The organism is Pseudoalteromonas marina (assembly GCF_000238335.3).
Classification (GTDB): Bacteria; Pseudomonadota; Gammaproteobacteria; order Enterobacterales; family Alteromonadaceae; genus Pseudoalteromonas; species Pseudoalteromonas marina.
This window is the reverse complement of the sequence record NZ_AHCB03000005.1, coordinates 841,965-866,918: the sequence shown is the minus strand read 5'-3', so window position 1 is coordinate 866,918 and position 24,954 is coordinate 841,965. Positions and strand designations below refer to the sequence as shown.

At 39.9% G+C, this 24,954-nt stretch carries 20 protein-coding genes and 7 tRNA genes; 12 read left to right on the top strand and 15 right to left on the bottom strand.

The window, feature by feature from the left end; all coding sequences use genetic code 11:
- The first annotated feature begins 178 nt into the window (after positions 1-178).
- The 8 genes from PMAN_RS04160 to PMAN_RS04125 all read left to right on the top strand — a co-directional run bounded on the left by PMAN_RS04160 (position 179) and on the right by PMAN_RS04125 (position 3,220).
- Positions 179-254: transfer RNA gene (locus tag PMAN_RS04160), tRNA-Val, on the top strand.
- Between the two features lie 148 nt (positions 255-402).
- Positions 403-478 (top strand) — tRNA-Val (locus tag PMAN_RS04155).
- 43 nt (positions 479-521) lie between these two features.
- A tRNA-Val gene (locus tag PMAN_RS04150) sits at positions 522-597 on the top strand.
- Positions 598-748: 151 nt separating this feature from the next.
- Positions 749-824, top strand: a tRNA-Val gene (locus PMAN_RS04145).
- A 45-nt stretch (positions 825-869) separates the two neighbouring features.
- Positions 870-945 (top strand) — tRNA-Val (locus PMAN_RS04140).
- Positions 946-978: 33 nt separating this feature from the next.
- Positions 979-1,054: transfer RNA gene (locus PMAN_RS04135), tRNA-Val, on the top strand.
- Positions 1,055-1,108: 54 nt separating this feature from the next.
- A tRNA-Val gene (locus PMAN_RS04130) sits at positions 1,109-1,184 on the top strand.
- A gap of 398 nt (positions 1,185-1,582) precedes the next feature.
- Positions 1,583-3,220, top strand: coding sequence for a response regulator (locus PMAN_RS04125; protein ID WP_010556030.1), 1,638 nt, complete (start codon positions 1,583-1,585; stop codon positions 3,218-3,220).
- Here the strand turns inward: PMAN_RS04125 and msrB are convergent.
- The 7 genes from msrB to PMAN_RS04090 all read right to left on the bottom strand — a co-directional run bounded on the left by msrB (position 3,217) and on the right by PMAN_RS04090 (position 11,908).
- Positions 3,217-3,657 (bottom strand): peptide-methionine (R)-S-oxide reductase MsrB, encoded by a 441-nt coding sequence (gene msrB / locus PMAN_RS04120; RefSeq protein ID WP_006794529.1) that lies wholly within the window; start codon positions 3,655-3,657, stop codon positions 3,217-3,219. The genes PMAN_RS04125 and msrB overlap by 4 nt on opposite strands.
- A gap of 131 nt (positions 3,658-3,788) precedes the next feature.
- Positions 3,789-4,235 (bottom strand): hypothetical protein, encoded by a 447-nt coding sequence (locus PMAN_RS04115; RefSeq protein ID WP_010556029.1) that lies wholly within the window; start codon positions 4,233-4,235, stop codon positions 3,789-3,791.
- On the bottom strand, positions 4,235-4,756 hold the full coding sequence (locus tag PMAN_RS04110) for a DUF2919 domain-containing protein (RefSeq protein ID WP_010556028.1): 522 nt from the start codon (positions 4,754-4,756) through the stop codon (positions 4,235-4,237). Before PMAN_RS04110 ends, PMAN_RS04115 begins: the two co-directional genes overlap by 1 nt.
- 10 nt (positions 4,757-4,766) lie before the next feature.
- Positions 4,767-6,785, bottom strand: coding sequence for an NAD-dependent DNA ligase LigA (gene ligA / locus PMAN_RS04105; RefSeq protein WP_010556027.1), 2,019 nt, complete (start codon positions 6,783-6,785; stop codon positions 4,767-4,769).
- A gap of 77 nt (positions 6,786-6,862) precedes the next feature.
- Complete coding sequence (gene zipA, locus PMAN_RS04100; RefSeq protein WP_010556026.1) at positions 6,863-7,630, bottom strand: cell division protein ZipA; 768 nt, start codon at positions 7,628-7,630, stop codon at positions 6,863-6,865.
- 74 nt (positions 7,631-7,704) lie between these two features.
- Positions 7,705-11,109, bottom strand: coding sequence for a chromosome segregation SMC family protein (locus PMAN_RS04095; protein WP_010556025.1), 3,405 nt, complete (start codon positions 11,107-11,109; stop codon positions 7,705-7,707).
- 67 nt (positions 11,110-11,176) lie between these two features.
- Entirely contained in the window at positions 11,177-11,908 is a 732-nt protein-coding gene (locus PMAN_RS04090) for an RNA methyltransferase (protein ID WP_010556024.1), read from the bottom strand.
- Positions 11,909-12,075: 167 nt separating this feature from the next.
- Here PMAN_RS04090 and PMAN_RS04085 point away from each other — a divergent pair, with 167 nt between their 5' ends.
- Genes PMAN_RS04085 through PMAN_RS04075 form a run of 3 tightly spaced genes read left to right on the top strand, consistent with a single transcriptional unit; the run spans position 12,076 to position 14,602 of the window.
- Positions 12,076-13,185: a YjgN family protein gene (locus tag PMAN_RS04085; RefSeq protein ID WP_010556023.1), complete on the top strand. Its 1,110-nt coding sequence runs from the start codon at positions 12,076-12,078 to the stop codon at positions 13,183-13,185.
- 9 nt (positions 13,186-13,194) lie between these two features.
- A complete protein-coding gene (locus tag PMAN_RS04080; protein WP_010556022.1) occupies positions 13,195-14,217 on the top strand; it encodes a M48 family metallopeptidase in 1,023 nt (340 codons plus the stop codon).
- Entirely contained in the window at positions 14,204-14,602 is a 399-nt protein-coding gene (locus tag PMAN_RS04075; protein ID WP_006794520.1) for a DoxX-like family protein, read from the top strand. Before PMAN_RS04080 ends, PMAN_RS04075 begins: the two co-directional genes overlap by 14 nt.
- A gap of 43 nt (positions 14,603-14,645) precedes the next feature.
- On the opposite strand, the gene speB is transcribed toward PMAN_RS04075, so the two are convergent.
- The 5 genes from speB to PMAN_RS04050 form a co-directional block, all read right to left on the bottom strand.
- Positions 14,646-15,575, bottom strand: coding sequence for an agmatinase (gene speB, locus PMAN_RS04070; protein ID WP_010556021.1), 930 nt, complete (start codon positions 15,573-15,575; stop codon positions 14,646-14,648).
- Between the two features lie 3 nt (positions 15,576-15,578).
- Positions 15,579-17,492, bottom strand: coding sequence for a biosynthetic arginine decarboxylase (gene speA, locus PMAN_RS04065; protein WP_010556020.1), 1,914 nt, complete (start codon positions 17,490-17,492; stop codon positions 15,579-15,581).
- A 328-nt stretch (positions 17,493-17,820) separates the two neighbouring features.
- Positions 17,821-18,690, bottom strand: a complete 870-nt coding sequence (locus tag PMAN_RS04060; RefSeq protein WP_006794517.1) for an MYG1 family protein — start codon at positions 18,688-18,690, stop codon at positions 17,821-17,823.
- Positions 18,691-18,890: 200 nt separating this feature from the next.
- Positions 18,891-21,131, bottom strand: a complete 2,241-nt coding sequence (locus PMAN_RS04055) for a sensor domain-containing phosphodiesterase (protein ID WP_010556019.1) — start codon at positions 21,129-21,131, stop codon at positions 18,891-18,893.
- A gap of 206 nt (positions 21,132-21,337) precedes the next feature.
- Entirely contained in the window at positions 21,338-21,799 is a 462-nt protein-coding gene (locus PMAN_RS04050; protein WP_010556018.1) for a GNAT family N-acetyltransferase, read from the bottom strand.
- A 263-nt stretch (positions 21,800-22,062) separates the two neighbouring features.
- On the opposite strand from PMAN_RS04050, the gene cysZ reads away from it, so the two are divergent.
- On the top strand, positions 22,063-22,773 hold the full coding sequence (cysZ, locus tag PMAN_RS04045; RefSeq protein WP_010556017.1) for a sulfate transporter CysZ: 711 nt from the start codon (positions 22,063-22,065) through the stop codon (positions 22,771-22,773).
- A gap of 75 nt (positions 22,774-22,848) precedes the next feature.
- Here cysZ and rlmM read toward each other — a convergent pair whose 3' ends face one another.
- Genes rlmM through PMAN_RS04030 form a run of 3 tightly spaced genes read right to left on the bottom strand, consistent with a single transcriptional unit; the run spans position 22,849 to position 24,952 of the window.
- Complete coding sequence (gene rlmM, locus PMAN_RS04040; RefSeq protein ID WP_010556016.1) at positions 22,849-23,934, bottom strand: 23S rRNA (cytidine(2498)-2'-O)-methyltransferase RlmM; 1,086 nt, start codon at positions 23,932-23,934, stop codon at positions 22,849-22,851.
- A gap of 17 nt (positions 23,935-23,951) precedes the next feature.
- The gene (locus PMAN_RS04035) at positions 23,952-24,320 is read right to left on the bottom strand and encodes a DUF423 domain-containing protein (RefSeq protein WP_010556015.1); all 369 of its coding nucleotides are present in this window, start codon (positions 24,318-24,320) and stop codon (positions 23,952-23,954) included.
- A complete protein-coding gene (locus PMAN_RS04030; RefSeq protein WP_010556014.1) occupies positions 24,320-24,952 on the bottom strand; it encodes an alpha/beta family hydrolase in 633 nt (210 codons plus the stop codon). The genes PMAN_RS04035 and PMAN_RS04030 overlap by 1 nt, the downstream gene beginning before the upstream one ends.
- Between the last annotated feature and the right edge of the window lie 2 nt (positions 24,953-24,954).

The following is a 24,954-nucleotide window of genomic DNA, read 5'->3' as shown; positions in this document are numbered from 1 at the left end:
ATACACCACACAATTACGTTACTGAACATGTTTTGCCTATAAAATAGACGCCCGCCATATCTTGTTGTTTATAAAACCTTCATTCAGTACATTTTTGTCATTCAAGTGTTGACACATTTTCAACTCTATCTATAATAGCGCCCCACAACAACGCAGCAATGTGAAGTTGTTTAGATGCGGGTGATTAGCTCAGTTGGGAGAGCATCGCCCTTACAAGGCGAGGGTCACTGGTTCAAGTCCAGTATCACCCACCACTTTTAAAAGTGTTCGCATCTAAATTCTATACGGACGCTAAGTTCATATAGAAAAAGAGAACATCACTGCTACTTACATGTAACAGAGAAGTTCACTGGTTAAAGTCCAGTACTATTTATTTTAATAGTCGTGTTTTAATTTATATGTGGGTGATTAGCTCAGTTGGGAGAGCATCGCCCTTACAAGGCGAGGGTCACTGGTTCAAGTCCAGTATCACCCACCACATATAAAATCGATTATAAAAATAGTAGTTTAAATTGTAATATGGGTCGTTAGCTCAGTTGGGAGAGCATCGCCCTTACAAGGCGAGGGTCACTGGTTCAAGTCCAGTACGACCCACCATTCTCAGAATGGTGCATATTACAAAAATCTAAATGGGTCATTACTCAGTTTAGAAAAAAGAGAGCATAACCGCTACTTCCAAGTAACGGCGAGGTTCACTGGTTAAAGTCCAGTACTATTTATTTTAATAGTAGCTTTTTAATTTATATGTGGGTGATTAGCTCAGTTGGGAGAGCATCGCCCTTACAAGGCGAGGGTCACTGGTTCAAGTCCAGTATCACCCACCACATATAAATCTATTATATTGATAGTCGCGTTTTAAAATTTAATATGGGTCGTTAGCTCAGTTGGGAGAGCATCGCCCTTACAAGGCGAGGGTCACTGGTTCAAGTCCAGTACGACCCACCATTTTTAGAATGGTGCATATTAAATATATAATTTGGGTGATTAGCTCAGTTGGGAGAGCATCGCCCTTACAAGGCGAGGGTCACTGGTTCAAGTCCAGTATCACCCACCAAATTATACTAAGCGATTAATTAATAAGTTTAAAAAAGTAATACCTATTATATGTGGGTGATTAGCTCAGTTGGGAGAGCATCGCCCTTACAAGGCGAGGGTCACTGGTTCAAGTCCAGTATCACCCACCACATATAAATACTTCTTCGATACCTATTTTCAATTCCTTTCCTATTTTTATTAAATGATTACTAGAATAAATAAGTTATAAAAAAGCATCGCCTTTCTTTACAAGTAATGGCGAAGATCACCGGTTCAATTCCAGTATCACCCACCGCATGTAACTACTCCTTTAATACCCACTCTCAATTATTTTTATTCAATACCCATTCTAATAATTAAATCTATTATAAAAAAGCCCCCCTTATTAAGACGTCATTACAGCACTGAATAAAAATGGCATTTTATGACCATACAAACGTATTAGTTAAACCGAATTACCTAATAAATACAACTAACATTTAAATTCCCTTGTAACCAGCTAAACTGTTGATTATAGTCTGTGTTAAAAGTGATAACGCTTAAGCCAATGCCAACTAAGATATTTTCAAAAGCCAAAATACTAATAGTCGAAGAGCAACCGCTTGCTCAAAGCTATATGAAACAATCGTTAGAAAGGCTCGGCTTTCGGCAGTTGAGTTTTGCCGATCATGCAAATTCAGCCAAAGAGCAATGTTTAAGTGAATCGTTTGATTTAATTGTTTGTTCGTTTAATTTAAACAAACACCAAGACGGTTACCAATTGTACGAAGAGCTAAGAGTAAAAAAACTTATAAAAAACTCCACTGGCTTTATCTTTATTTCAGCTGAAACAAGTGGCTCATTAGTACACAGTGTACTTGAGCTTCAACCGGATGATTTTTTAGTTAAACCTTTTACAGGGCAAGAACTCAAAACCCGAATTGAACGTATTTTAAAGCGCAAACACGATCTTCAAACCGTATTCACGCTTATTGATGATGGCAATGATTCAAAAGCAGTAAAATATATTGATGCCGCACTTGAAAGAAAAGACAATAATTACAGCCCTATCTTACTTCGCCTGAAAGGTGACGCTCTTCTTCGGTTAAAGCGGGCTCAAGAGGCCAAAGATTTTTTTAAATCCGTGCTCGACATTCAAAAGTTTGCCTGGGCAAAGGTGGGGCTAGTTGAAGCGCTTATAGCCAACAACGAGCACATTTTGGCGCAGCGCATGTTAAAAACCATGCTAGAACGTCAAGAAACACGCCTTGTTGCATTAGACTTACTAGGCCGGTTAGAAATAAAACTCAATCAATTTGAATTGGCACAAGATTTTTTGAGTCAAGCTGCCACAATTGCACCTCGTAATATATCGCGTCAAAAATCGTTAAGTACGGTCTCGTTAATTAACCACGACTACGAAAAAAATTACCTTACACAAAAAGATATAGCAAACTTTGCTAAGCACTCTATTTACGATCATCCCGACATTTACTTAAATGCGGCTCGAGCAGGAATCGATTTTGCGTTAACAACGGATCAAACCGATCAAGTGCAGCGAATTTCAAGGCAGACAAATAAGTATATAAACGATTTAAAAACCCAATTTCCTAACAGTACGAATCAATCGCAAATTGATGTGCTTAATGCGCGGCTTCATTATTTAAAAGATGAGCATCAAAAAGCTAAAAAGCTCATTGAACAATTAGAAGATGACGACTCTATAATACGCTCAGTAGATGGCGCACTTGATAAAGCAAAAGCCTTTCATGAGCTAGGGTTTCATCAAAAGGCGCAAATGTTATTTTCGCAAATAATTAATCATTGTGAAAGACACCCAAATACCAGCGAACCCACCTACTTACGCTATATACAGCAACAACAAAGCGAACGACGTGACATTAAAATGGGGCCAAAAGAACTTAATAACCATGCGGTAACCCAATTTAACAAAGGGCAATTAAACACAGCACTTGAAGCATTTACGCATGCGTTTAGAGTTATGCCACGCAATCAAAGCATTGCACTTAATTTATTACAATGCTTGTTTGATTCGACCAAGCAAAGTGGCAGCTCATTGAATATAGGGCTTGCTAAAAAATGCTACGCCTTATTGGACAAATCTGACCTGCCAGCAGATCAAGCGCAGCGCTTAGATAAAATTATGAATCAAGCAAAAGAGATGAAGCTAAACCTCAAAGACTAAAGCTTTTTCATTGCTGCACCATTAACGCAGTATCGAAGGCCCGTCGGTAGTGGTCCATCTGGAAATATATGCCCTAAATGCGCATCACACACGTTGCATACAACCTCTACACGCTCCATGCCATGGCTGACGTCGCGTACATAGCCAATTGCTTCTATCGTTGCTGGCTGAGTGAATGAAGGCCAGCCTGTTCCGCTTTCAAATTTTTCGTCAGCATCAAACAATAAATTATCGCAACAAACACACACATATTTACCGGGCTCTAGTAATGTACAACTGCCAGACATATCAGGACGCTCTGTCCCCTTCATACGAGTTACGTAGTATTCGTTTTCTGATAATTGTTCACGCCATTGTTCATCGGTTTTAATGACTTTTTTACTGGGTGCAGGGTTGCCATTATTGGCAAAGTTAATCACATCTTTCCATTTCAACATAGTAACCTCATGAAAACCTGTATTACGAATAGGGTGTATAATCTGGCCTCTAGATAATTAATTTATATAAAACAAAGATCAGGTTATATGGCTAAATCTTTTTATTGTTACGTGGATGAATGACGCCACGATCAAGCTTGTTCAAAGGTAATGGTTTGCTTTTCTGCAGTAGTAAAAATACGCTGCATAAACGCCTCTAATTCCGCTTTTTTAACGGGTAAGCTAACACTTAGTTGCCGGTCATTATTGCTACAAATAATTAGCTCGTCATCTTTACTCACTACGCGCTCAATACTTTGTATAACCAACCAATTTGGACCATGTTTTTTATCAAAAAAGCCCATTAGGCTAAACACTAGTAAGTGCTGCGCATCGCGTTGAACAAAGTGCTCTAAACGGTTTCGCGCTTTAAATAGTGGTGTAAGCCTATACATGCTTGAACAAAATACAAACACCCAAACTCCTATCAACACTTTAAACCACATAACTTCAAACAACTCAAAAGCAAACATTAAACCAATAAGCACAAAACCGATGAGTGCAATGATTAATGCTATTTTTTTGTTTACTGCGTCCACTATGAATCCTTTTTAAGATCTTTTTTGTCATCTGATGCTTTTTCTGTTGGCTCAGGCCAATCTTTAAAAAACACGGTTAAATAACGACTTTTAACTAAATACCAAAGCACCCAAAAAACAATAACCATTTGCACCGCTAAAAAAAGTGAAAACCGGTAATGGCTATGTGCCGCTTGTACTATTAGCCACGTTAAATCTATTAGCGCGCATACAATTAATGGCCAGCGCATATGCCGCCAAATACTCGCTAATCTGTCAGTGGCTTTATGTGAATCGCGAGGGCGGCGCAAGCAAAATAACAACGTAGGTAATATCGCAATACTGCCAATGGCAATAGCAATAAAAAAGTCGCTTTTAGATCTAAAAAATAACGACATTAAGTCAAGCTCTGGTCGTCGGCTCAGTGCCGCAATAACCCAAATAAAATAAGCACGCAGCAACACCACTAAACTTAAGTGAAACGCAACAGGCGTGCGATAACTCCCGTATTTATCCCAGTATTGAGGTCCGTATTGGCTCATTACTACTTTCCTAGCCGTTATGCTTTTTAAGGAGCTCGATTAAATCATCCTCTGTGAGCACGTCTATCCCCAAATCTTGAGCCTTTGTGAGTTTAGAACCGGCTTTTTCACCCGCTACTAAAGCATCAGTTTTAGCAGATACACTACCTGACACCTTTGCACCTAGCTGTTGTAAGCGCGCTTTAGCATCATTGCGGTTAAGCGTATTGAGCGTACCTGTAAGTACATAAGTAAGCCCCGCCAGCGGTTGCTCATCCTCTGACGGTGCACTTAGCGCAGGCCAATGAACACCTTGCTCAATAAGCGCATTGACCACCGCTAAATTGTGCTCTTCATCAAAAAAGCCTCGTACATGCGATGCCACAATATCGCCTACATCGCTTACTTGTGTGAGGCTTTCAACACTAGCACTAATAATATTCTCTAGCGTTAAAAAGTGATTCGCTAAATTCTGTGCCGTAGCCTCACCGGCTTCTCGAATACCCAGTGAATATAAAAATTTAGCAAGGGTAGTGGCTTTTGCTTCATTTAAAGCAGTAACTAAGTTTTTAGCCGATTTAGGCCCCATGCGTTCAAGTGATTCAAAGTGACCTTGCTTTAATATAAATAAATCAGCCGGAGTTTTTATAAGCTCACGGTCCACTAATTGATCAACAATTTTATCGCCAAGACCATCTATATCTAGTGCCTTGCGCGAGGCAAAGTGCTTTATAGCTTGCTTGCGCTGCGCGGGGCATACTAGGCCACCAGTACAACGGGCTACAGCTTCCCCTTCTACTTTTTCTACATGGGAGTCACAAATAGGGCAAGCTGATGGAAACACAATGTCTCTTGCATCTGTGGGCCTGCGTTCAAGCACAACTTGTGTTATCTGCGGAATCACATCACCAGCACGGCGTATAATCACTGTATCGCCGACTTTAACGCCTAACCGAGCAATTTCATCACCATTGTGAAGCGTTGCATTAGACACCGTTACACCGCCTACAAACACAGGTTCTAAACGAGCAACAGGCGTAATTGCACCTGTACGACCAACTTGAAACTCTACATCAAGGAGTTGAGTGACTTCCTCTTGCGCCGGAAATTTATAGGCAATAGCCCAACGAGGTGCCCGCGCTACAAAGCCTAAACGCTCTTGTAGGGCTTTTTTATTAACTTTTATTACTACGCCGTCAATTTCATATTTAAGCTCACTGCGACGCGTTAAAATATCATCATAATAATCAAGTGCAGCTTGTGGCCCTTCCACCAGCTTTGTTTCTGGACAAAGGGGTAAGCCCCAATCAGTTAGCTTTTCTAATTGCTGAAAGTGATCCTCAGGGATTGAGCCATCAGCAACCAAACCAGTACTGTATGCATAAAACATCAGTGGGCGTTTTGCGGTAATTTTAGAGTCTAGCTGGCGTAGGCTACCTGCCGCCGCATTACGTGGATTTACAAATACTTTTTCGCCACGCTTTTGCGCTTCATTGTTTAGCTTTTCAAACCCAGCGCTGTCCATAAATACTTCACCACGCACTTCAAGCTCTTTGGGGTAGTCGCCACGCAACTTAAGGGGGACGTTACGAATTGTTTTTACATTTTGAGTAATATTCTCGCCTGTAAAGCCATCACCCCGTGTTGCAGCTTGTACCAACACTCCATCACGATAAATAATAGATACCGCTAACCCATCAAGTTTTGGCTCACAGCAAAAAGTGAGCACATCGGTGCTCATTAAGCGCTCTTTTATTCGGCGATTGAAGCCCGTAAATTCATCTTCGCTAAACGCATTATCAAGCGATAGCATTGGCACTTGATGAGCAACTTGCTCAAATTTACTAAGCGCTGCACCACCTACTTTTTGAGTCGGTGAGTCAGCAGATAAAAATTCAGGATTTTGTGTTTCAAGCGCACTGAGTTCGCGTAATAGCCTATCGTATTCAGCATCAGGAATGCTTGGGGTATCAAGCACATAATAATTATAATTGTGCTGCTCTAATAGGGTACGAAGATGATTAATTTGCTCACTAATGCTGCTAGACATTTAAACCTCAAAAAACATAAAAAAGCCACTTTGACGATATCGCCCAGTGGCTTGTAAAAATTATATATTACAAATTGTTACGCTGAAAAAGCACGAACCTGCTCAACATATTGCCTTACACGCTCAACACTCATTTCTTCGCGTTCTGCGTCTAATATGTGCGCGCCAAATTCGTCGGCTATTTTTTTAGCCGCACTGTGCAACATATTAAAGGCTGCTAGTCCGTCACCGTCACACGGCAAGGTCATAAATAAGCTAACACCTGCGGTGCTAAACTGTTCCATATTGTCTATATCGAACGTTCCTGGGTTGTACATATTAACTAATCTAAACAACACTGGTCCTTGGCCTGCAGGGTCTAAATGACGATTAAAAAAGCCTTCTTCAGAATATTTAAAACCAAGCGTATTCACAGCAGGTAATAACTTGCTGCCTTGCATAGTTAACCCTTCTGGCATTTGTATATGTACAATAACAAAATCGGGTACTGGCTCTTTTGGTTGTTCATTAGTTTGCTCAACCGACTCTAAATCGTCAACAACACTTAGGTCATCTTCAATAGGAACCTCTGGCGCGCTGGGCTCAATTTGAGGCTCATTAGCATCAAAGTTAAGTTCACCTAGCTGTGGTTCGTCACGCTCACTAATTACCGGCTCTTTTGGCTCAGCTTTTTGAGTATATGAATGAGAGGAAGCTGTTTGGCTTTCTTGGAGTGGTTCAACCCGTTCATTAACGGACGTATCTGGGCTCTCTTTTTTTCTTACAGACCATAAACCATGGACTAATAAGCCACCAATGACAATCACACTGATAATGATTAAAACCCATCTTAATTGTTCGGCCATCCCCTCACCTTTTATTATTTGTTATGCCTAAAACCTGTATAGTAATTAAAAACTAATACACGTGTTATAAAAATTTATGCGTGTGCAAGTTGCACCGCTTGTTCAATATCTACTGCAACCATTCGAGATACACCCGGCTCTGCCATGGTAACACCGGTTAAACGCCCCGCCATCTCCATTGCAATTTTGTTATGGCTTATATAAATAAATTGCACTGATTGTGACATTTCTTCCACCAAACGGCAAAAGCGAACAACGTTTGCGTCATCTAATGGTGCGTCAACTTCATCCAGCATACAAAACGGGGCTGGATTTAGCCTGAATATAGAAAACACTAATGATAATGCCGTCAGCGCTTTTTCTCCACCACTTAACAAGTGAATAGTTGAATTTTTCTTACCTGGCGGCCGTGCCATTATACTAACACCACTTTCAAGTAAATCGTCACTGGTTAATTCCAAATACGCACTCCCTCCACCAAAAACTTTAGGAAACAGCTGTGCAAAGTCTTCATTAACTTGATCAAACGTGGCTTTAAAGCGTGTTTTTGTTTCGGTATCTATTTTCCGAATAGCCCCTTCAAGGGTATTTAACGCTTTAGTTAAATCCTCTAACTGATTATCTAAATACTCACTGCGCTGTTTTGCAACATCAAACTCTTCTATAGCTGCTAAGTTAACCGCACCCAGCTTGTCTAGCTGATTTGTAATACCTGTTAATTGGTTTTGCGCTGCATTTAGGGTTAAGTCGTCAGGTAATGTTTCAAGTACGGCTTTTAAGCTTTGTTTAAGCTCTTCTAATGGCTCAAGTGCAGCTTGTGCCTTTATTAGTAAACTCTGCTCTTCAAGTGTTAATTTTTGATGTTGTTCTTGAAGCCCTTGCAGCTCACCTTGCGAATTTTTAAGGCTAGCTTGCTTTGTATGTAAGGCGTCTTTAGCTTGTGATAAATCGTTTTGCAATTGCGCTAATCTTTGTTCGCCTTGCTGATGCTTTTCTAGTAAGGTTGAGATTGATTCACTGAGTGTTTCTTCTGGTATAAGTAACGCCTCTATTTCCAAAACTAATTCTTCAGCTCCTTGTTTTGCCTCTTCATAGGCTTGCGCTGCATGGCTCAGTTTTGTTTGACTTAACTGCCATTCACTACGTGCTTTTTGCTGACTTAAGCTTAGCTGATGAGCCTGCGCTTTGTATTGCTCCAATGCGCTGAGTGCTTGGCTATAATTTTTATCGCTGAGCATGCGCTCATCATTCGCAGTCTCAGTTTCATCTGTTAAATCTGATTGCTGCTCAACAAATAGTTCATATTGCTCGGTTTGTTCATCAAGCTGCTTATTGAGTTGCACCAGTGACGCACTTATTGTTTGCTCTTGTGTTTTTATTTTTGATAGCTGATGTTGATGTTGAGTAACTTGCTCTGTGAGCATATCGCTTCGGGTACTTGAAATAGCAATTTGTTGAGCAAGCTGATGAATAACGTCTTTGAGTGCTTTTTGTTCGGTATTAAGCTCTGCTTGTATTACAGTGTATTGTTCAAGCTCACTTTTGACCTGTTCAAGCTGACTTTTAACCTGTATGACCTCATCGGTGTGCGCGTGAAGTTGCTTATGCTTTATTAGCAATGAGTTGTCGGTGTTACTGTCTGCGTTTACGTGCCAATTACGACCATGCAATGCGCCTTTTTTATCCATTATCGCAATGTAATAGTCATCATTTAGCATAGATAAATCGGCGTGTTCGCTATAGCCAATTCGCGTGAGTAAGTCAGGGTACACGCCAGCGGTAATATAATCTGCCAAGCTTGCCTTAAGTGAAGGCTGACTGCTTGGCCATATGCTATTAGTTGATTGCTGCTCTGTTACACTTAAATGCGTAAGCGACTTAAGTGCTTGCTCTATTAATGGCTCAAAACCCTCTAGCACTATGAGCTGACTTAAAACCCCAGTTGAGTTAGTGACCTTTTCATCTAACCCCAATGCACTTTTAAGCCCTGCAATACGGGCGTTTAGTTCATTTTCTTTCTGTGTCAGTGTTTTATGATTGTCTTGAGTTTCATCAACCTGCCTATTTTGCTGAGTCAATTTAACTTCACATTGCGCAAGCGCGCTTTGATTTTTTGCAAGCGCCTCAGTGAGTGCTTGGCGCTGCTGTTTTTGCTCGGCCAGCTGCTGTTCTACATTATTATTTTTTAGTTCATCAAGCTGTAAATTTAATTGGCTAAGTTGCTCATTAACATGATTTATTTGCTGTTGCGTGTGCTTTATTTCACTACTTTGCGACTGCACCTGATTGGTAAGGTGTTGCTGTTGTTCGTTGAGTGTTTGCCAATTCGAATAACTTCGCTGCTTAGTACCCTGCAACCCCTCAAGCTCAAATGACAATTCACTCACTTGCTCTTCGCACATTAAACTGCTTTCTATTGCCTCTTGCAGTGCTTCATCAAGTTCTTTGCATATGTGCTGCTGTTGCGCTTTTTGCTCAAGGCTATCTGTTTGGCGTTGTTGTAATTTTATTAAGCTTTGTTTAAGTGACTGTATTTGTTGTTTAACACTAATTTTTTGCTGTTCGGCTCGAGTTAACTCGGTATGAATAAGATGTTGCTGGTGCTGCGCATCACCTAATTTATCTTGCTGAGCTTGAACCTCTCCTTCAAGTGTTGCAAGCACATCATCGTGCCCTGAGTGAGCCGTTTTAAAAAAGCTTATTTGCTCATTAAGCTTTTTGATTTGCTCGCTTTTGTCTAATTGTTGTTGATGCAGCTTTTGCCATTTTAAGACAGCTACTTGACCTTTTAATGTGCGCTCTGTTGCTTTAAGTTCACGGTATTTTTTAGCATCAAGTGACTGAACAGCCAATTTATCGAGCTGGCTTTGCAGCTCTTTACGAACATCTAATAAACGTTCTAAATTTTCTCGGGTACTTTTAATCCGCGTTTGCGTTTCGCGGCGACGCTCTTTGTATTTAGATACGCCCGCAGCTTCTTCTAAAAACACGCGAAGTTCATGAGGTTTACTTTCAATTAAGCGCGATATCATCCCTTGCTCAATAATCGCATAACTGCGAGGACCAAGCCCAGTGCCTAAAAATATATCAGTTATGTCACGCTTGCGGCATTTGCTGCCATTTAAAAAGTATAACGATTGGCCATCGCGTGTTACTAAACGCTTAATCGCTATTTGGTTTCTATCGGCAAAGGTGCTTTTTAATTCTTGCTCGCCTAGCGAGTTATCAAAAATCAGCTCTACAGAGGCTTGCGAAATGGCTTTTCGATTAGTTGAGCCGTTAAAAATAACATCTGTCATGGCATCGCCACGCAGGTTTTTAGCTGAGCTTTCTCCAAGCACCCATCTTACCGCATCAATCACATTAGATTTACCGCAGCCGTTTGGCCCAACAACGCAGGTCATTTGATCTGGAAACGGTATTTTAGTGGGCTCTACAAACGATTTGAAGCCCGCTAATTTAATAGTGCTTAAGCGCATCTTGTTGTTTTACCAATTTATTATTGTTGTTATTCATGGGCAATTTAACTCAAAGAACACACGTTTGTTAAGCTTGACGTTTAAAATTATCTAAAATAATCCCAGTTGCCATAGCAACATTGAGCGACTCGGCCTCACCAAACGCAGGAATTGTTATTTTATCGGTTACTAAACCCGCACAGGCTTGTCGTATGCCATGAGACTCACTCCCCATTAACAATACACCTTCGCCATTAAACTGTGTTTTGTGTACGCTTTGGCCATCTAAAAACGCACCGTAAATTGGTAACTTGAGTGTTTGTAGGTAAGCAGGCAAATCGACCTGACTAACTGAAACTCTTACAAATGACCCCATTGTGGCGCTAATTGTTTTTGGGTTATAGGCATCTGCACTGTCTGTGCTGGTTACAATGTGTTTAATACCATACCAGTCGGCTACTCTAATTATTGTGCCTAAATTGCCAGGATCAGACACGCCATCAAGGGCCAATATTAACCCTTTTATTGTGGGTAAGTCGGCTTTTGGCATATCAACAATTGCAATAGCAGCATTATTACTTACAAGCGTGCTCGCTTTAGTAAGAACGTCCTCGTCAGCTTCAATGATATGGGTGTTTGGAAAACGGCTTTGATGAGCATTTATAAATGCCGAAGTTGCAAATACATCAACTGCGTTTAGTGAACTATTAAGCAACTCAAGTACGTTTTTTTCGCCTTGTACAAGGTATTGATTATATTGCTTTCGGTACTTTTTTTGGCCAAGTTGGCGAATAAGTTTGAGTTGGTTTTTTGAAATCATAACAGCCCCATAAAATTATCCGCCCAGTATAACAGAGTTCATTATAAAAAATGTATCACCTAGTTTGAACTCACCTTAGAGATTAAAAGTCCGATTGCAGGGATAAATATTGAGTTTTGCACTTGAAATCGGTAAATTAACAAAAAAACAACATGGAATGGCTTTTAATGGAATCAATACACCCAACTCCTTCACAATCAAACGAATCGAGCGCGAATCCACTCACCCCGCTATCTAGCTCTAAAGTACAATTTAGTGGCAAAGGCGGTGAGTTTTTTGGTATTTGGATAGTTAATATCTTACTAAGCGTATTAACATTGGGCATTTATTCTGCCTGGGCAAAAGTGCGTACAATGCGTTATTTTTATGGGCATACTCGTATAGATGGCCACAGCTTTGACTACTTAGCTACTCCAATGCAAATTTTAAAAGGCCGTATTTTAGCCGTTATTGTATTTTTAATTTACACATTTGCTGTCAGCTTTCTTCCACTCATAGGCTTCTTATTTGCCATCGCTTTTATTTTTTTAATGCCGTGGATTATTAACCAAGGCTTACGTTTTAATATGCGTATGACCCGTCATCGTAATGTGCGTTTTTCGTTTAAAGGAGATTACGGCGAAGCCTTCATTAACTTTATTCTTTTACCTATTGCCAGTGTATTTACACTTTATTTATTAATGCCTTATGTTTTAAAGCGCATAGATACTTACATTCACAGTAATATTAGTTACGGTAATAAGCCATTAGCCGTAAACCTCAAAGGTGAAACCTACTACCTTACAGCCCTTATTTGTTTTGTGGTGAGCTCTATCACCATGGTGATATTTATGGCTATTTTAGGACTATTTGGACTTGATTTACTCAATGTAGAAAACCAACAAGCAGCTCAAGACCCTGCAAAAATGGGGGTTATGTTTGGTGGGTTAATGATTGCTTACGTCGTGATGATTGCCATAGTAACCGCGGTATGGAAAGCGGCAATTAGAAATCATATTTTTAATAATAGCCAATTTGAAGATGTAGCATCGTTTAAATCACAGCTTAAGCCTATTCCTTACGCCATTTTACTTTTAACCAACATGTTAGCTATTGTGTTTTCATTAGGGCTTGCTTACCCCTGGACACAAATTCGCACATCAAAAATGCTTGCCGAGGCTACAACCGTTGATATATACCCTGGCGCATTAAACTTAATAGATACAACGCAAGAGCAGCAGTCATCCTTTGCTGAGGAAGCGGCTAACGTATTTGATATTGATTTGTCGTTAACATAAGAGTTTATTATGAACGTTCAGGGACATTATTTTCCAAACGCTTCGAGTAACTATCAACTGTGTGTCGCTAAAATTAGCGGCTCACACGTTGAAATTAATCACGGTAACGAAGAACCTGTCCGCTATGCAATTAACGAACTTAATTTAAGTTCGGCGATTGCAGGTCTTGCCGACGAACTAAGCTTTGACGATGGTGGTCGCTTTATTCCGCTTGATGTAGATTTTAGGTGGCCATTTAACGCCAAAAATCATCACTCATTAGAGCGGCTTGAAAAAAACAAGTGGGCTATTATTGCAGCAATTGTAGTTACACCTCTTTTTATGTGGTTAATGCTATACAAAGTTGTGCCCGCAATTGCTGTTTACAGTGTTGATACTCTACCGCATAGCGTTGTTGAACAAATGGGTGAGCAAAGTTTTGCTGTAATTAAAAAATTAGCACTCGACCCAACAGAGCTACCTGACGAACAACAAGCCAGAGTTCAGCGACACTTTAAAACTATGCTTGATGAGCTTGCACTTGAAAAGTCGGTGTATAGGCTTTCGTTTTATAAATCCCAAAGCTTTGGTGCTAATGCGTTTGCACTCCCTCATGGCCGAATTGTGGTCACAGATGAATTAGCTAATTTACTGGCCGATAAGCCCAATGCACTAAAAGCCGTATTACTTCACGAAATTGGCCATGTCGTCCACCAGCATAGTGTTCGCATAACAGCACAATCGGCAGCAAGTACGATTGTACTTGCCGTTATATTCGGTGATTTAGAGGGAATAGCTGAGGTTGCCTTGGGGACTGGTGCCTCGTTTGCCCAACAAGGCTTTTCGCGAGATATGGAACGAGAAGCCGACAGTTATGCATTAACTCAACTAGAAAACTTAGGCTATTCAAGCAACGATTTTGCCGATGCAATTGAAGCTTTGCAAAGTGCGCATACCACTGAAAACGAACACCTTAAAAAGGTAAATAACTTACTCGAATACTTATCAAGCCACCCCAGCTCACAGGAGCGAATAGATAATGCTAGGAAATAACCGCGGTTATATACAAATTGCACGCTATATTGTGGGGTTGAGTTGGATGTATCATGGCTTTTTTCCAAAAATTTATCACGTTGCCCCTCTTGAAAAGTTAATGACTGGCAGTGCTGGCTATTCTGCACAAGTGTCTGATTTGATTACGCGTGGTGCCGGTATTGCTGAGGTTATTTTTGGGCTGTTACTTATTATATTTTATAAAAATAAACAGCTAGTTTGGTTAAATATTTTCTTATTATGCGGCCTGTTAGGGGCCGTTGCGGTCATGCAGCCAAATTTGTTAATAGAAGCATTTAATCCAGTTACTACCAACTTACCGCTTATTGCCTTGAGCTTTATATGGCTGAAAGAAATAAAACTCTTGAGTAATCGATACCTCTAAATAATAAAAGAGGATTTACATCCTCTTTTATTATTGGGGCACTTTAGAGTGAGTACTTATTTTTATGTGTCCACAAATGCAATAATTCGCTCGCAATTGTTGCTGCGGCAATAGCGGTAAGCTCACTTTGGTCATACGACGGTGATACCTCTACCACATCCATTCCCACCATATTTATACCTTTAAGCGCGCGCAGTACTTTAAGCACTTTATCTGATGTTAAACCACCACAAACCGGTGTGCCTGTACCTGGTGCAAATGCCGGGTCAAGGCAGTCTATATCAAACGTTAGGTAAACGGGTAAGTCGCCTACCCGCTCGCGTATTTGGGCTGCTATTTCATTGGCGTGCAAATCGTTAGCTTGCATTGCATCAATCACTGCAAACTCATGCTTTGATTGGTCAAAGTCGGTACGAATACCTATTTGTATGCTGTGCTCTACATCAATCAGCCCTTCCATGGGTGCATGATAAAACATAGTGCCGTGATCAAAACGCGAGCCATTGCTGTATGTATCAGTGTGCGCATCAAAATGAACCAGCGCCATTTTGCCATGTATTTTTGCATGCGCGCGCAATAGCGGAAGCGTTACAAAGTGATCGCCACCAAGGCCTAACAGCGTTGCCCCTTGGCGAAGTATTTGCTCTGCAGCCATTTCTAGCTGTGCCGTAAAATACTCAGGATCGCCTACCGGATAAGTAAAGTCACCCGCATCAGCAACCGTTAAACGCTCAAACAAAGGAAATGTCCACGGGTATTTAGTGTCTTCCCAGGCTAAATGTACCGACGCTCTACGAATGGCATCTGGCCCTAAGCGAGCACCGGGACGGCCCGATGTTGCTAAGTCAAACGGTAAGCCTAGTACAACGACATCTGCATCAATGGCATTAATATTTTGCACCATAGGACGACGTAAAAACGTCATCCCGTTTGAATACAATGAGTGGTCAACATGACCAAATAAGCTAGACATTGCTTATAACTCTTCTAAATAAGTGTAGCCATTAAGGCCGTTTTGCAACTCGTCTAAAACGCTTTGCTGTTCATTTTTATCTATTTTTGCAGACACTAACTGCGCGTACGACTGCTGAAAGCTCTCAACATCTAAATGCACATAGCGCATCATATCGGCCACCGTATCGCCTTGATTTATTTCGCTGATACTGGCAACGCCTTGCTCATCCATATTGATAATAGCGCTGTGCGTATCGCCAAATAAATTGTGCATATCACCTAAAATTTCTTGGTATGCACCCACTAAGAAAAAGCCCATTAAGTAAGGCTTATCTGCACTGTACTCAGGCACCGGTAAAGTGCTTTCAATGCCTTGGCCATCAACATAGTGCTCAAGTGCGCCGTCTGAATCACAGGTTATATCAAGTAATACAGCACGTTTTTTTGGTGCTTCGGTTAAGCCACTTAATGGCAATACCGGAAACACTTGATCAATCCCCCACGCATCAGGCAATGATTGAAAAAGCGAAAAGTTTACAAAAAACTTATCGGCTAAACGCGCATTTAACTCATCAATAATTGGACGATGAAAACGGTTTTTGTTATCCATGTGTTTGTTAAGCTCATAACAAATACGTAAGTTAACTTGCTCTGCCCACGCACGCTGCGTTAAATCTAAAAGCCCAAGTGCAAACTGGTTATGTGCCTCTGCTAAATCCCCTTGGCTGTCGTGATAAATTTCAATCAGTGCGCGGTCATCCGTTAAATCGGTTAACTGCACAAACGATGCCCACATATTATTTAATAAAAGCGGTGCATCGCCAGCAGGCGCTTTTAGCTCCTCTGGTACGTAGCTTTCTGTGCCTATCACGTTTGATATAAGCACCGCATGGTGCGCCGTTAGTGCACGCCCCGACTCAGAAATAATCGTCGGCATGGGCTGCGCGTACTGCTTACACGTATCACCTATGGTGTACACAATGTTATTTGCATACTCAGCTAAGCTGTAATTCATTGAGTTATGCGATTGGCTGCGCGTACCGTCGTAATCAATAGCTAAACCGCCCCCTACATCTAAGCACTCAATGCTTGCACCTAATTTGCGTAGCTCACAGTAAAAACGCGCGGCTTCGCTCACACCTAAACGCACATCACGAATGTTTGCCATTTGCGAGCCTAAGTGAAAATGCACAAGTTGCATTAAATCAAGTTGACCTGCCTCTTTTAAGCGGTTTACTACATGTAAAACTTGCGACGCTGATAAGCCAAATTTAGATTTTTCACCGCCACTTGCTTGCCACTTACCTTTGCCTTGTGATGCTAAACGAACGCGAATACCAATACGTGGTTTAACATTTAGCGCTTTTGCTTGGCTAAGTACCATGTCAAGCTCAGAGAGCTTTTCAAGCACTATGTATACTTTGTGGCCTAGCTTTTCGCCAATCAGTGCTAAGCGCACATATTCTTTGTCTTTGTAGCCATTACATACAATCACTGCACTGGTTTTTTCTGCCATTGCCAAAACAGTTAAAAGCTCTGGTTTGCTGCCCGCCTCAAGGCCTAATTGTTTTTTTTCTAATTCGGCTTGGCTTGCTACTATTTCTTCAACCACTTCACGTTGTTGGTTTACTTTAATTGGGTAAACTAATAAGTAGTCTTTTGGGTAACCATAGTTTTCAATCGCGGTATTAAATGCGCCACATAAACTGTGCACACGATGATGTAAAATTTGTGGAAAGCGCACTAAAGCCGGTAAGCTTAAGCCTTTTTCTTGAAGTTGTTTTGCAATATCTGTCAGTGCAATAGTTTGCTCTGGGGCGTGAGCCTTTGGGGCAACATACACATCACCTTGATCATTAATACCAAAAAAACCTTGGCTCCAATGACGAACATTGTAACTCGTGCGAGCTTGTTCTAGTGATGTTGTCTCTTTCATTTATCTTTCTCTTTTATTTAATGAATGCCGGTTCGGCTAATTGCGCGCATTAAAAGAAAAATAGACCTTTAAGTCCAACAAGTATTTTTACTCGTAACGAGTGATTTTTAATATTAAAAATAAATAGTAAACAGCATGACCAACAAAACCTTATTTTATTGGGCCTAGCTTTAAGAAAAGCTCAGATTGGTAACACACTTATATATTGAGGGGTAATGTTAGGTGTGGTTTAAACAACTGCGTAGGAGCAAATTAATTACTTAGCCTGAAGTCTGCTTTAGAGATTTGATTTCAGAATCAGGCTAATTAACTATTGAAGCTAAATCATTTATTCAGCTAACGCCACTTCGGCAAGCTTCATTGTGCTCTCAAATGATTTAGTGCCAGCAATAAATAGCCCATTGTGACAAAAAACAGCGTCGTCTAACCCCGTTTTTGCTTGGAAATCTTCATCAGACAAACCAGCCCATGCTTTAGGAAGCGACTTTCTATCTTCAAACGAGCCGGGCTCAACAGGAACTGTTTGAAGTATCCATTGACCTGAATGTGAAGGGTAAACCATGTACAACGCTTCGCTTGACAAAATATGGACTGTTTTTTTCCATGGCGTGTACTTTTCAAGCACAATAACGCGAGGATCTTCAGCACTTTCTATCGCTTTAGCGACAATTGCTTTTGCATTGACACTGCCACTTGCTGACGCTATAAATCGAGTCAGCATACGAGAAGCAAATTCGACAGCTTCATCAAAGCACTTATCAAACTCTGGGCTCTCTTCCCATGTTGGATTATACATTGAAATTGTTTGACTTAAACTTATACCCTGCTGAACACCCTCAACATGACCACAATCAATTGCATCAATGGTTGAAACTAATCCTGCATCAACTCTGTCTGCAACTGCTTGATTATTGTCACACAGTGCTAAACCATACTTTTGCCACACCAATCCAAATGACGAGTACGGTATTCCATTTTCACGTTCCCCTGCACCACCACGTTGGTGGTGATCAAAACGCCCAGCATCGGGATCGTATTGCCCACCTACATCAATCACTATATCAGCACTGTCCATAAGCGCTTTATCACGTGTACGTACTAAATTAAACGAAGGGTAGACATGTTTAAGCACCGCGATGCTAAATACATCATCGGCATGAAAATTACCGTTATGAGTAACTACTGTTAAATCGGTCACTGAACTGGTGTCTTTATTAGAAAGGATAAGGAAGTCTCGCTCTGTATTGCGTTAATTGTGAAAACTATAGGACGTTAGGTGGTGAATTTTATACGAATGTGATTAACAAGAACAGGATTCTTGTTAGTCGTTTTGATACTACGACAGACTCCAGCCAAATTACCAAAGCATGTTAATTTAAAATTGAAGGTGTCTACATTTTAATAAGACTGATGCCAGCATAAATAATCATCGAAGTTCATAGGCTTAGCAATTAAATAGCCTTGAATCATGTCAACGCTCATTGTTTTAAGTACGGTAAATTGTTCTTCGGTTTCAACACCTTCAGCAACAACTGTTAAGTTAAGGCTTTTACCTAAATTAATAATGGTTTGCACAATACTAAACCCTGTGCCTTTATCTAATATTTTATCTATAAAGCTTTTATCTACTTTTAATTCATTCACTGAAAACGAGCTCAAATGCGTTAAACACGAATAGCCTGTACCAAAGTCATCTATTGAGAAAATAAAACCTTGCTGCTTTAACTCATCAATTTGCGATATTACGCTGGCTATATCGCCGCTAAGCATAGACTCTGTGATCTCTAACTTAATATTCGATGGATTAACATTATAATCATTAACAACATTTAATAATTCCGTTTTTAACGTCGTTGAATTGAACTGGACTTGACTGATGTTGATTGACACTTTAAATGAATCATCAATCAGCTGCTTGCTATTAAGCTCATTTATTAAAATACAAATATCACGTAGAACGGTATTTTGGAGCTTTTGAATAACCCCATTTTGCTCAGCGATTGGAATAAAGTCATTAGGCGCAATCAGCCCCTTACTAGGGTGATGCCATCTAATTAAAGCCTCTGCACCCGTAATTTTACCATTTGCATTTATTTGCGGCTGAAAATACGCACTAAACTCATCGTGTGCAATGGCTCTTACAATGTCGGTTTCAAGTTCGGCCTGATTTTCAAGCAATGCTTGTAACTCGGGATCATAAAAGCTGCAGCTATTGCCGTTTTTCATTTTAGAACGGTACATAGCCGTATCAGCAAATTTAAGAATATTATCGGTTAAATGATTGCTTTTATCTATTAAACAAATACCAATGCTACAACTGACCTGAAAGGCTAAGCGGCCCACTTCAAATTTATCATAAAAAACACTTTGTATTATTTTTGCTATTTTTTCAGACTCTAAAATTGCACTTTCTGTATTATCACCAACATATTCAAGCAATATAATAAACTCATCGCCACCAACACGCGCTAATGTATCTTTTTCACTAACAACATCATTAAATCGTTTTGAAAGCTCTACAAGAACTTCATCACCCGCGCTGTGGCCTACTGAATCGTTTATTCGTTTAAAGTTATCTAAATCTAGAAATAATAACGCACCGGTCACATCGCTTTGCTTTATATTCTCAACATAGGCTGATAATTTGTCATTCAGCATTCGTCTATTTGGCAAACCTGTTAATGGGTCATAAAAGGCAAGCCTTTCTACTTCTAGCTCTGCTTTTTTTCTTGTTGTTATATCGCGTGCAACCCAAACAATATAACGCTGAGATGGGTTATCTGACTGGTAATCTTTAATGGGTGATGTACGACCTTCAAAAACCATTATTTTGCCGTCGATATCTAATTCGTATTCAAATACTTGAACATCGTTTGTGAGCAATGTTTTATTTATTACCGCCATTATTGATGTGGCATCTTCAGCAGGCATTACGTCATTAATTTTTTTATTTATTAAGTCAGATTGTGACTTGTATAAAAGCGCGTCGGTGGTGCCATAAATATCCATATACTCACCCTCTTCACTAATAATAAGTGTTAAATCGGGCATAACCTTTGTAAAAGCTGCAAATTTTTCATTACTTTTTTCTAAATCAGTAATGAGCTGGTTAGCTTTTATGTACTCTGCATTTTTTTCAAGTGCAATACTTGTGAAATTTACAAAATAGTCGATTAATTCAAGTTCGAAAGGTGAAGGCTTTTTGGGCTTATCGTGGTAAATGGCAAACGTGCCTAAAATACTAGATTTAGTTGAAATAACAGGGGTAGACCAACACGACTGCAATCCAAACTGTAAAGCGACGTCTTTAAAATCAGCCCACAACGATGAATTAGCTATGTCTTCAACAATAACGCGCTCGCCTAAATAAGCAGCAGTACCGCACGAGCCAACATTTGGACCTATGTGAACCCCATTGATTGCCTGACAATAACCATCCTCAATGTTAGGCGCGGCACAGTGCAGCAATTGCCCTTTGTTTAGTGACAAAATAGAACATTTAGCGGATTTTTCATCAATAAGTTCTTCTATCGATAAGCAAATTTCGTCAAGAACATCCTCAAACGGGAGTCCAAGCGCTATTTTAGATAAAATATCTTGCTGATGGGATAACAACTTATTTAATCTAACTGTTTCCATTTGACACCACACACTTTCATTATTGTTTTTAGCTTACAGATGTTTTTTAAAAACAGTACGTATTCAGTACCGAATAAAATTATTCGCTTAGGTAACGTAAAGTATAGCTTTAAATAAACGACTTTTACTGCTAACTGCTGTTTTTTATACAATAATAGACAGCATAGCGTTAGTCTATAAAATATAGGTGTTTTAAAATCTGCTTGTTATTGGCTTAAGCCAAGCTCCATAAACACACTTTGCGGGTTATCTTTATAAGAACCAAAACAACCACAACGTTTAAATCCTAAATTTTCATATAGTTTAATCGATTCAATTTGTTTAGGGCCGGTTTCCAATCTAATTAATGGTATTTCTTCTTCGCCTGCGTAGTGCAAAAGAATTTGCATAACTCTGCGAGATAACCCTTTCCCACGGTAACTAGGGTTTACATAAAGGCGTCTTACTTCTGCGTAAGATGGTTCCCCTGATTGCATTACAATTGCCCCACAAGCAACAATCCCGTCATCATTTTTTAACCCAATGGCATAAACGTTAGGTTTATCTAGTTCGCTTAAGGTAAGTGATTGCGCGGTAGCTACAGGGTATAAAGAGTTTATAAGTCGGTCGATATCAGCAAAAACATTAATCACATCCTGGTCATTCGGTTTTAAATCAACTAACTGCATTGAGTATCTCAAATTTATATTAATTATATGTTGTGAAACTATACCGAATTGTAACAAATGAACAACCTCTGCATGGTGTTTTAACACAATTACAGCTTTAAATTATTCAGACTCAGTACTTTCAAATAAGGAACTGATAAAAAATGCGTATACCTTGCTTTAAACACTTTGTTACGCAAAATAGCTGTTCAAAATTATTAAGCTATTTATACTAACTTTAGTTGTAAACATTGATTGAGGTTGTTGTGCAGATCATACAAGGTATGGAATATTTTTTTTCAGGGTTTAAATTAATAAGCCAAAAAGGATTAAAGCGCTTTGTGCTCATTCCGCTTTTGATTAATATTTTATTATTCGGTAGTTCATTATTTTTCTTATTTGGCTGGCTGAGTGACAGTTTTAATTATATCAACAATATGCTTCCCGAATGGCTAAGCTGGTTAGAATGGTTAATGTGGCCAATTGCGGTATTAGTCGTGCTATTTAGTTATAGTATGGTGTTTACCGTGATTACAAACTTTATTGCAGCCCCATTTAATGCACTTTTAAGCGAAAAAGTAGAGTTGTACCTAACGGGTCAAAAAATTAACGATGATGGCTTTGCTGACTTAATAAAAGATATACCACGTATGCTTGCCCGTGAGTGGACCAAGCTATGCTATTACTTACCACGTGCTATTGGCTTTTTTATATTACTGTGGGTATTACCGGTAATAGGGCAAATTCTGTGGGTATTATTTACTTGCTGGATGTATGCGGTGCAGTATAAAGATTATGCGTTTGATAACCATAAAATTAGTTTTAAAAAGATGAAAAACGACTTAAAGTCTAAACAAGGGCTTTCTTATGGGTTTGGTTTTGCTGTTATGTTATTAACAGCCATCCCATTTGTGAACCTAATTGTAATGCCTGTTGCCGTATGCGGTGCTACGCGTTTGTGGGTAGATAATTACCGACCAAAATACCGAAGCTAACTCTTAAATGAAGTTATTACTTTAGTAACAGTGTGTATATAAAAATGGGCCTAGCGGCCCATTTTTTGTCTTTAATCACCTGTATAAGCTTTGAGGGACTTTAGTCACATTTAAATGCACCGTGATCTCTTCTCTATCATGGTATAAATGTTTAGCTTGTAATTCGTAGCTAATACCGTACTTAGCGAGCTCTTCTTTTATCATTGCTAAGCACTCATATACACTGTCAAAGCGCTTTTTCATTGGTAACTTAAGATTAAAAATAAGCTCTTTTGCATAGGCATTAACTGCCCAGTCAATCATTAGGCTGGTTACTTTGGTTGGTTTTTCTACCATGTCACATACAAGCCAAGTAATGTTTCTTTTCTCTGGACGATATTTAAAGCCATCCTCTCTAAAATGCTTAACCTGCCCTGTTTCCATTAGGTTATCATTCATTGGTCCATTGTCTATTGCATTAACAAACATGCCTCTGCGCACCAACTGATATGTCCAACCACCTGGGCATGCGCCTAGGTCAACACATCGCATACCTGCAGCAACACGTGTTTCTCTTTGTTGCTCTGGTATAAACACATAAAACGCTTCATCAAGTTTAAGTGTAGAACGGCTAGGACCATCGCTTGGCATACGCAAACGTAAAATCCCCATAAAGTTGGGTGAATTGTTATAGCTGTATGAGTAGCCAACATATGCGGTATTATTTTCCAAAAATAACACATGCATCACAGGCCGATTTGCCTTTGACTCACGCAACACGGTGTTTTGTTTCTCTAGTGCTTTTTTAAGCGGTGTGGATATTTTTTTACAAAAAGTAAGTAGTTCTTTCCCTTCGTTTGTATCAGGCGTCTCTACTCGTAGTTCAGCGCATAAAGGAAAATCTTTAGCTGCTTGCACAACTGCGCCTACACGGTCTTCTAAAGGCATATCTTCTAATAATGTGCCGGCAAACCACTGGCGAGCAAACACCATATTTTTGAAATCGATTTTTTTGATTATCTCGTCGCTATGCTGCGCTTCAAAACATTCATATATAACGTAACCTGTATTAGGTTTTGCCTTTACATACCCTGCAAAACCCTGCTCAGCAGCATGAAATGTTATTTCAGCAGCTGCATCATTTTCAAACCCACTGCGACAATAAATCACAACACTAGACATAATAACCCTTAAACTTTTTAAAACTTAAATCGTGCAACTTGCACTAAAATAACAATCCAACCAATAATAAAGCACACCCCACCAAGAGGAGTAATTGGCCCTAACCACTTCATTCCTGTCAGTGCTAATAAATATAGGCTGCCACTAAAAAGCAATGTACCTATTATAAAAAAGTGGCCAGCCCAATTTAGGCTAATACCCCATTTTAAGAGTAAAGCTACTGCAATTAATGCTAAACCGTGCACCATTTGATACTCAGCGGCTGTTTTAAACACACCTATCGAATATTCTGATAGACGACTTTTCAGTCCGTGAGCGGCAAAAGCCCCCAACATAACCGAAAACATACAAAATAAACTGCCTGCCATTAAAAATAGTTTTGTCATTATTTACCCAACATTTTGTTTATAAATTGTACTGCACTAGAAGCTGCTATTTGGCGGTTTTCTAATTCAGTAATGCCACTTTTTTTACGTGGTTTTAATGAATGGTCACCATCAGCCAGCCATACATAGTCGGGCTGTTTTGGCATTGCCAGCGTTTTTAGTTCTTCACGCGTACCAAATGTATCTCGGTCACCTTGCAACACTAAAAAAGGACAAGGAATATCAGCAAAGTGTTCTGTTCGAAGCTTGTCTGGTTTACCTGGTGGATGAAATGGGTAACCAAATGCAATAACGCCTTTGATCGGCTGCTTAGTTGTGCATGCAAGCATTGACGCCATTCGCCCGCCCATTGATTTACCGCCAATAAACAAGGGTAATTTAGGTTGGGCATGCGTTAATACTTGCTCATAGTATGCAAGCAACTTGGGAGCACGCTCTGGTGGGCGTCGCTTGCCGGTTTGCTTTGCAATTTGCATATATTCAAAATCAAATAAACCAACATCAACACCCTGCTCACTGATCAGTGCAGCCACGTGCTGCATAAAATCAGAATCACTGCCAGCACCAGCACCATGGGCAAAAATAAACTGTGCAATTGCGGGTTGGCTTTGACTTTTGAACCATTCAATCATGA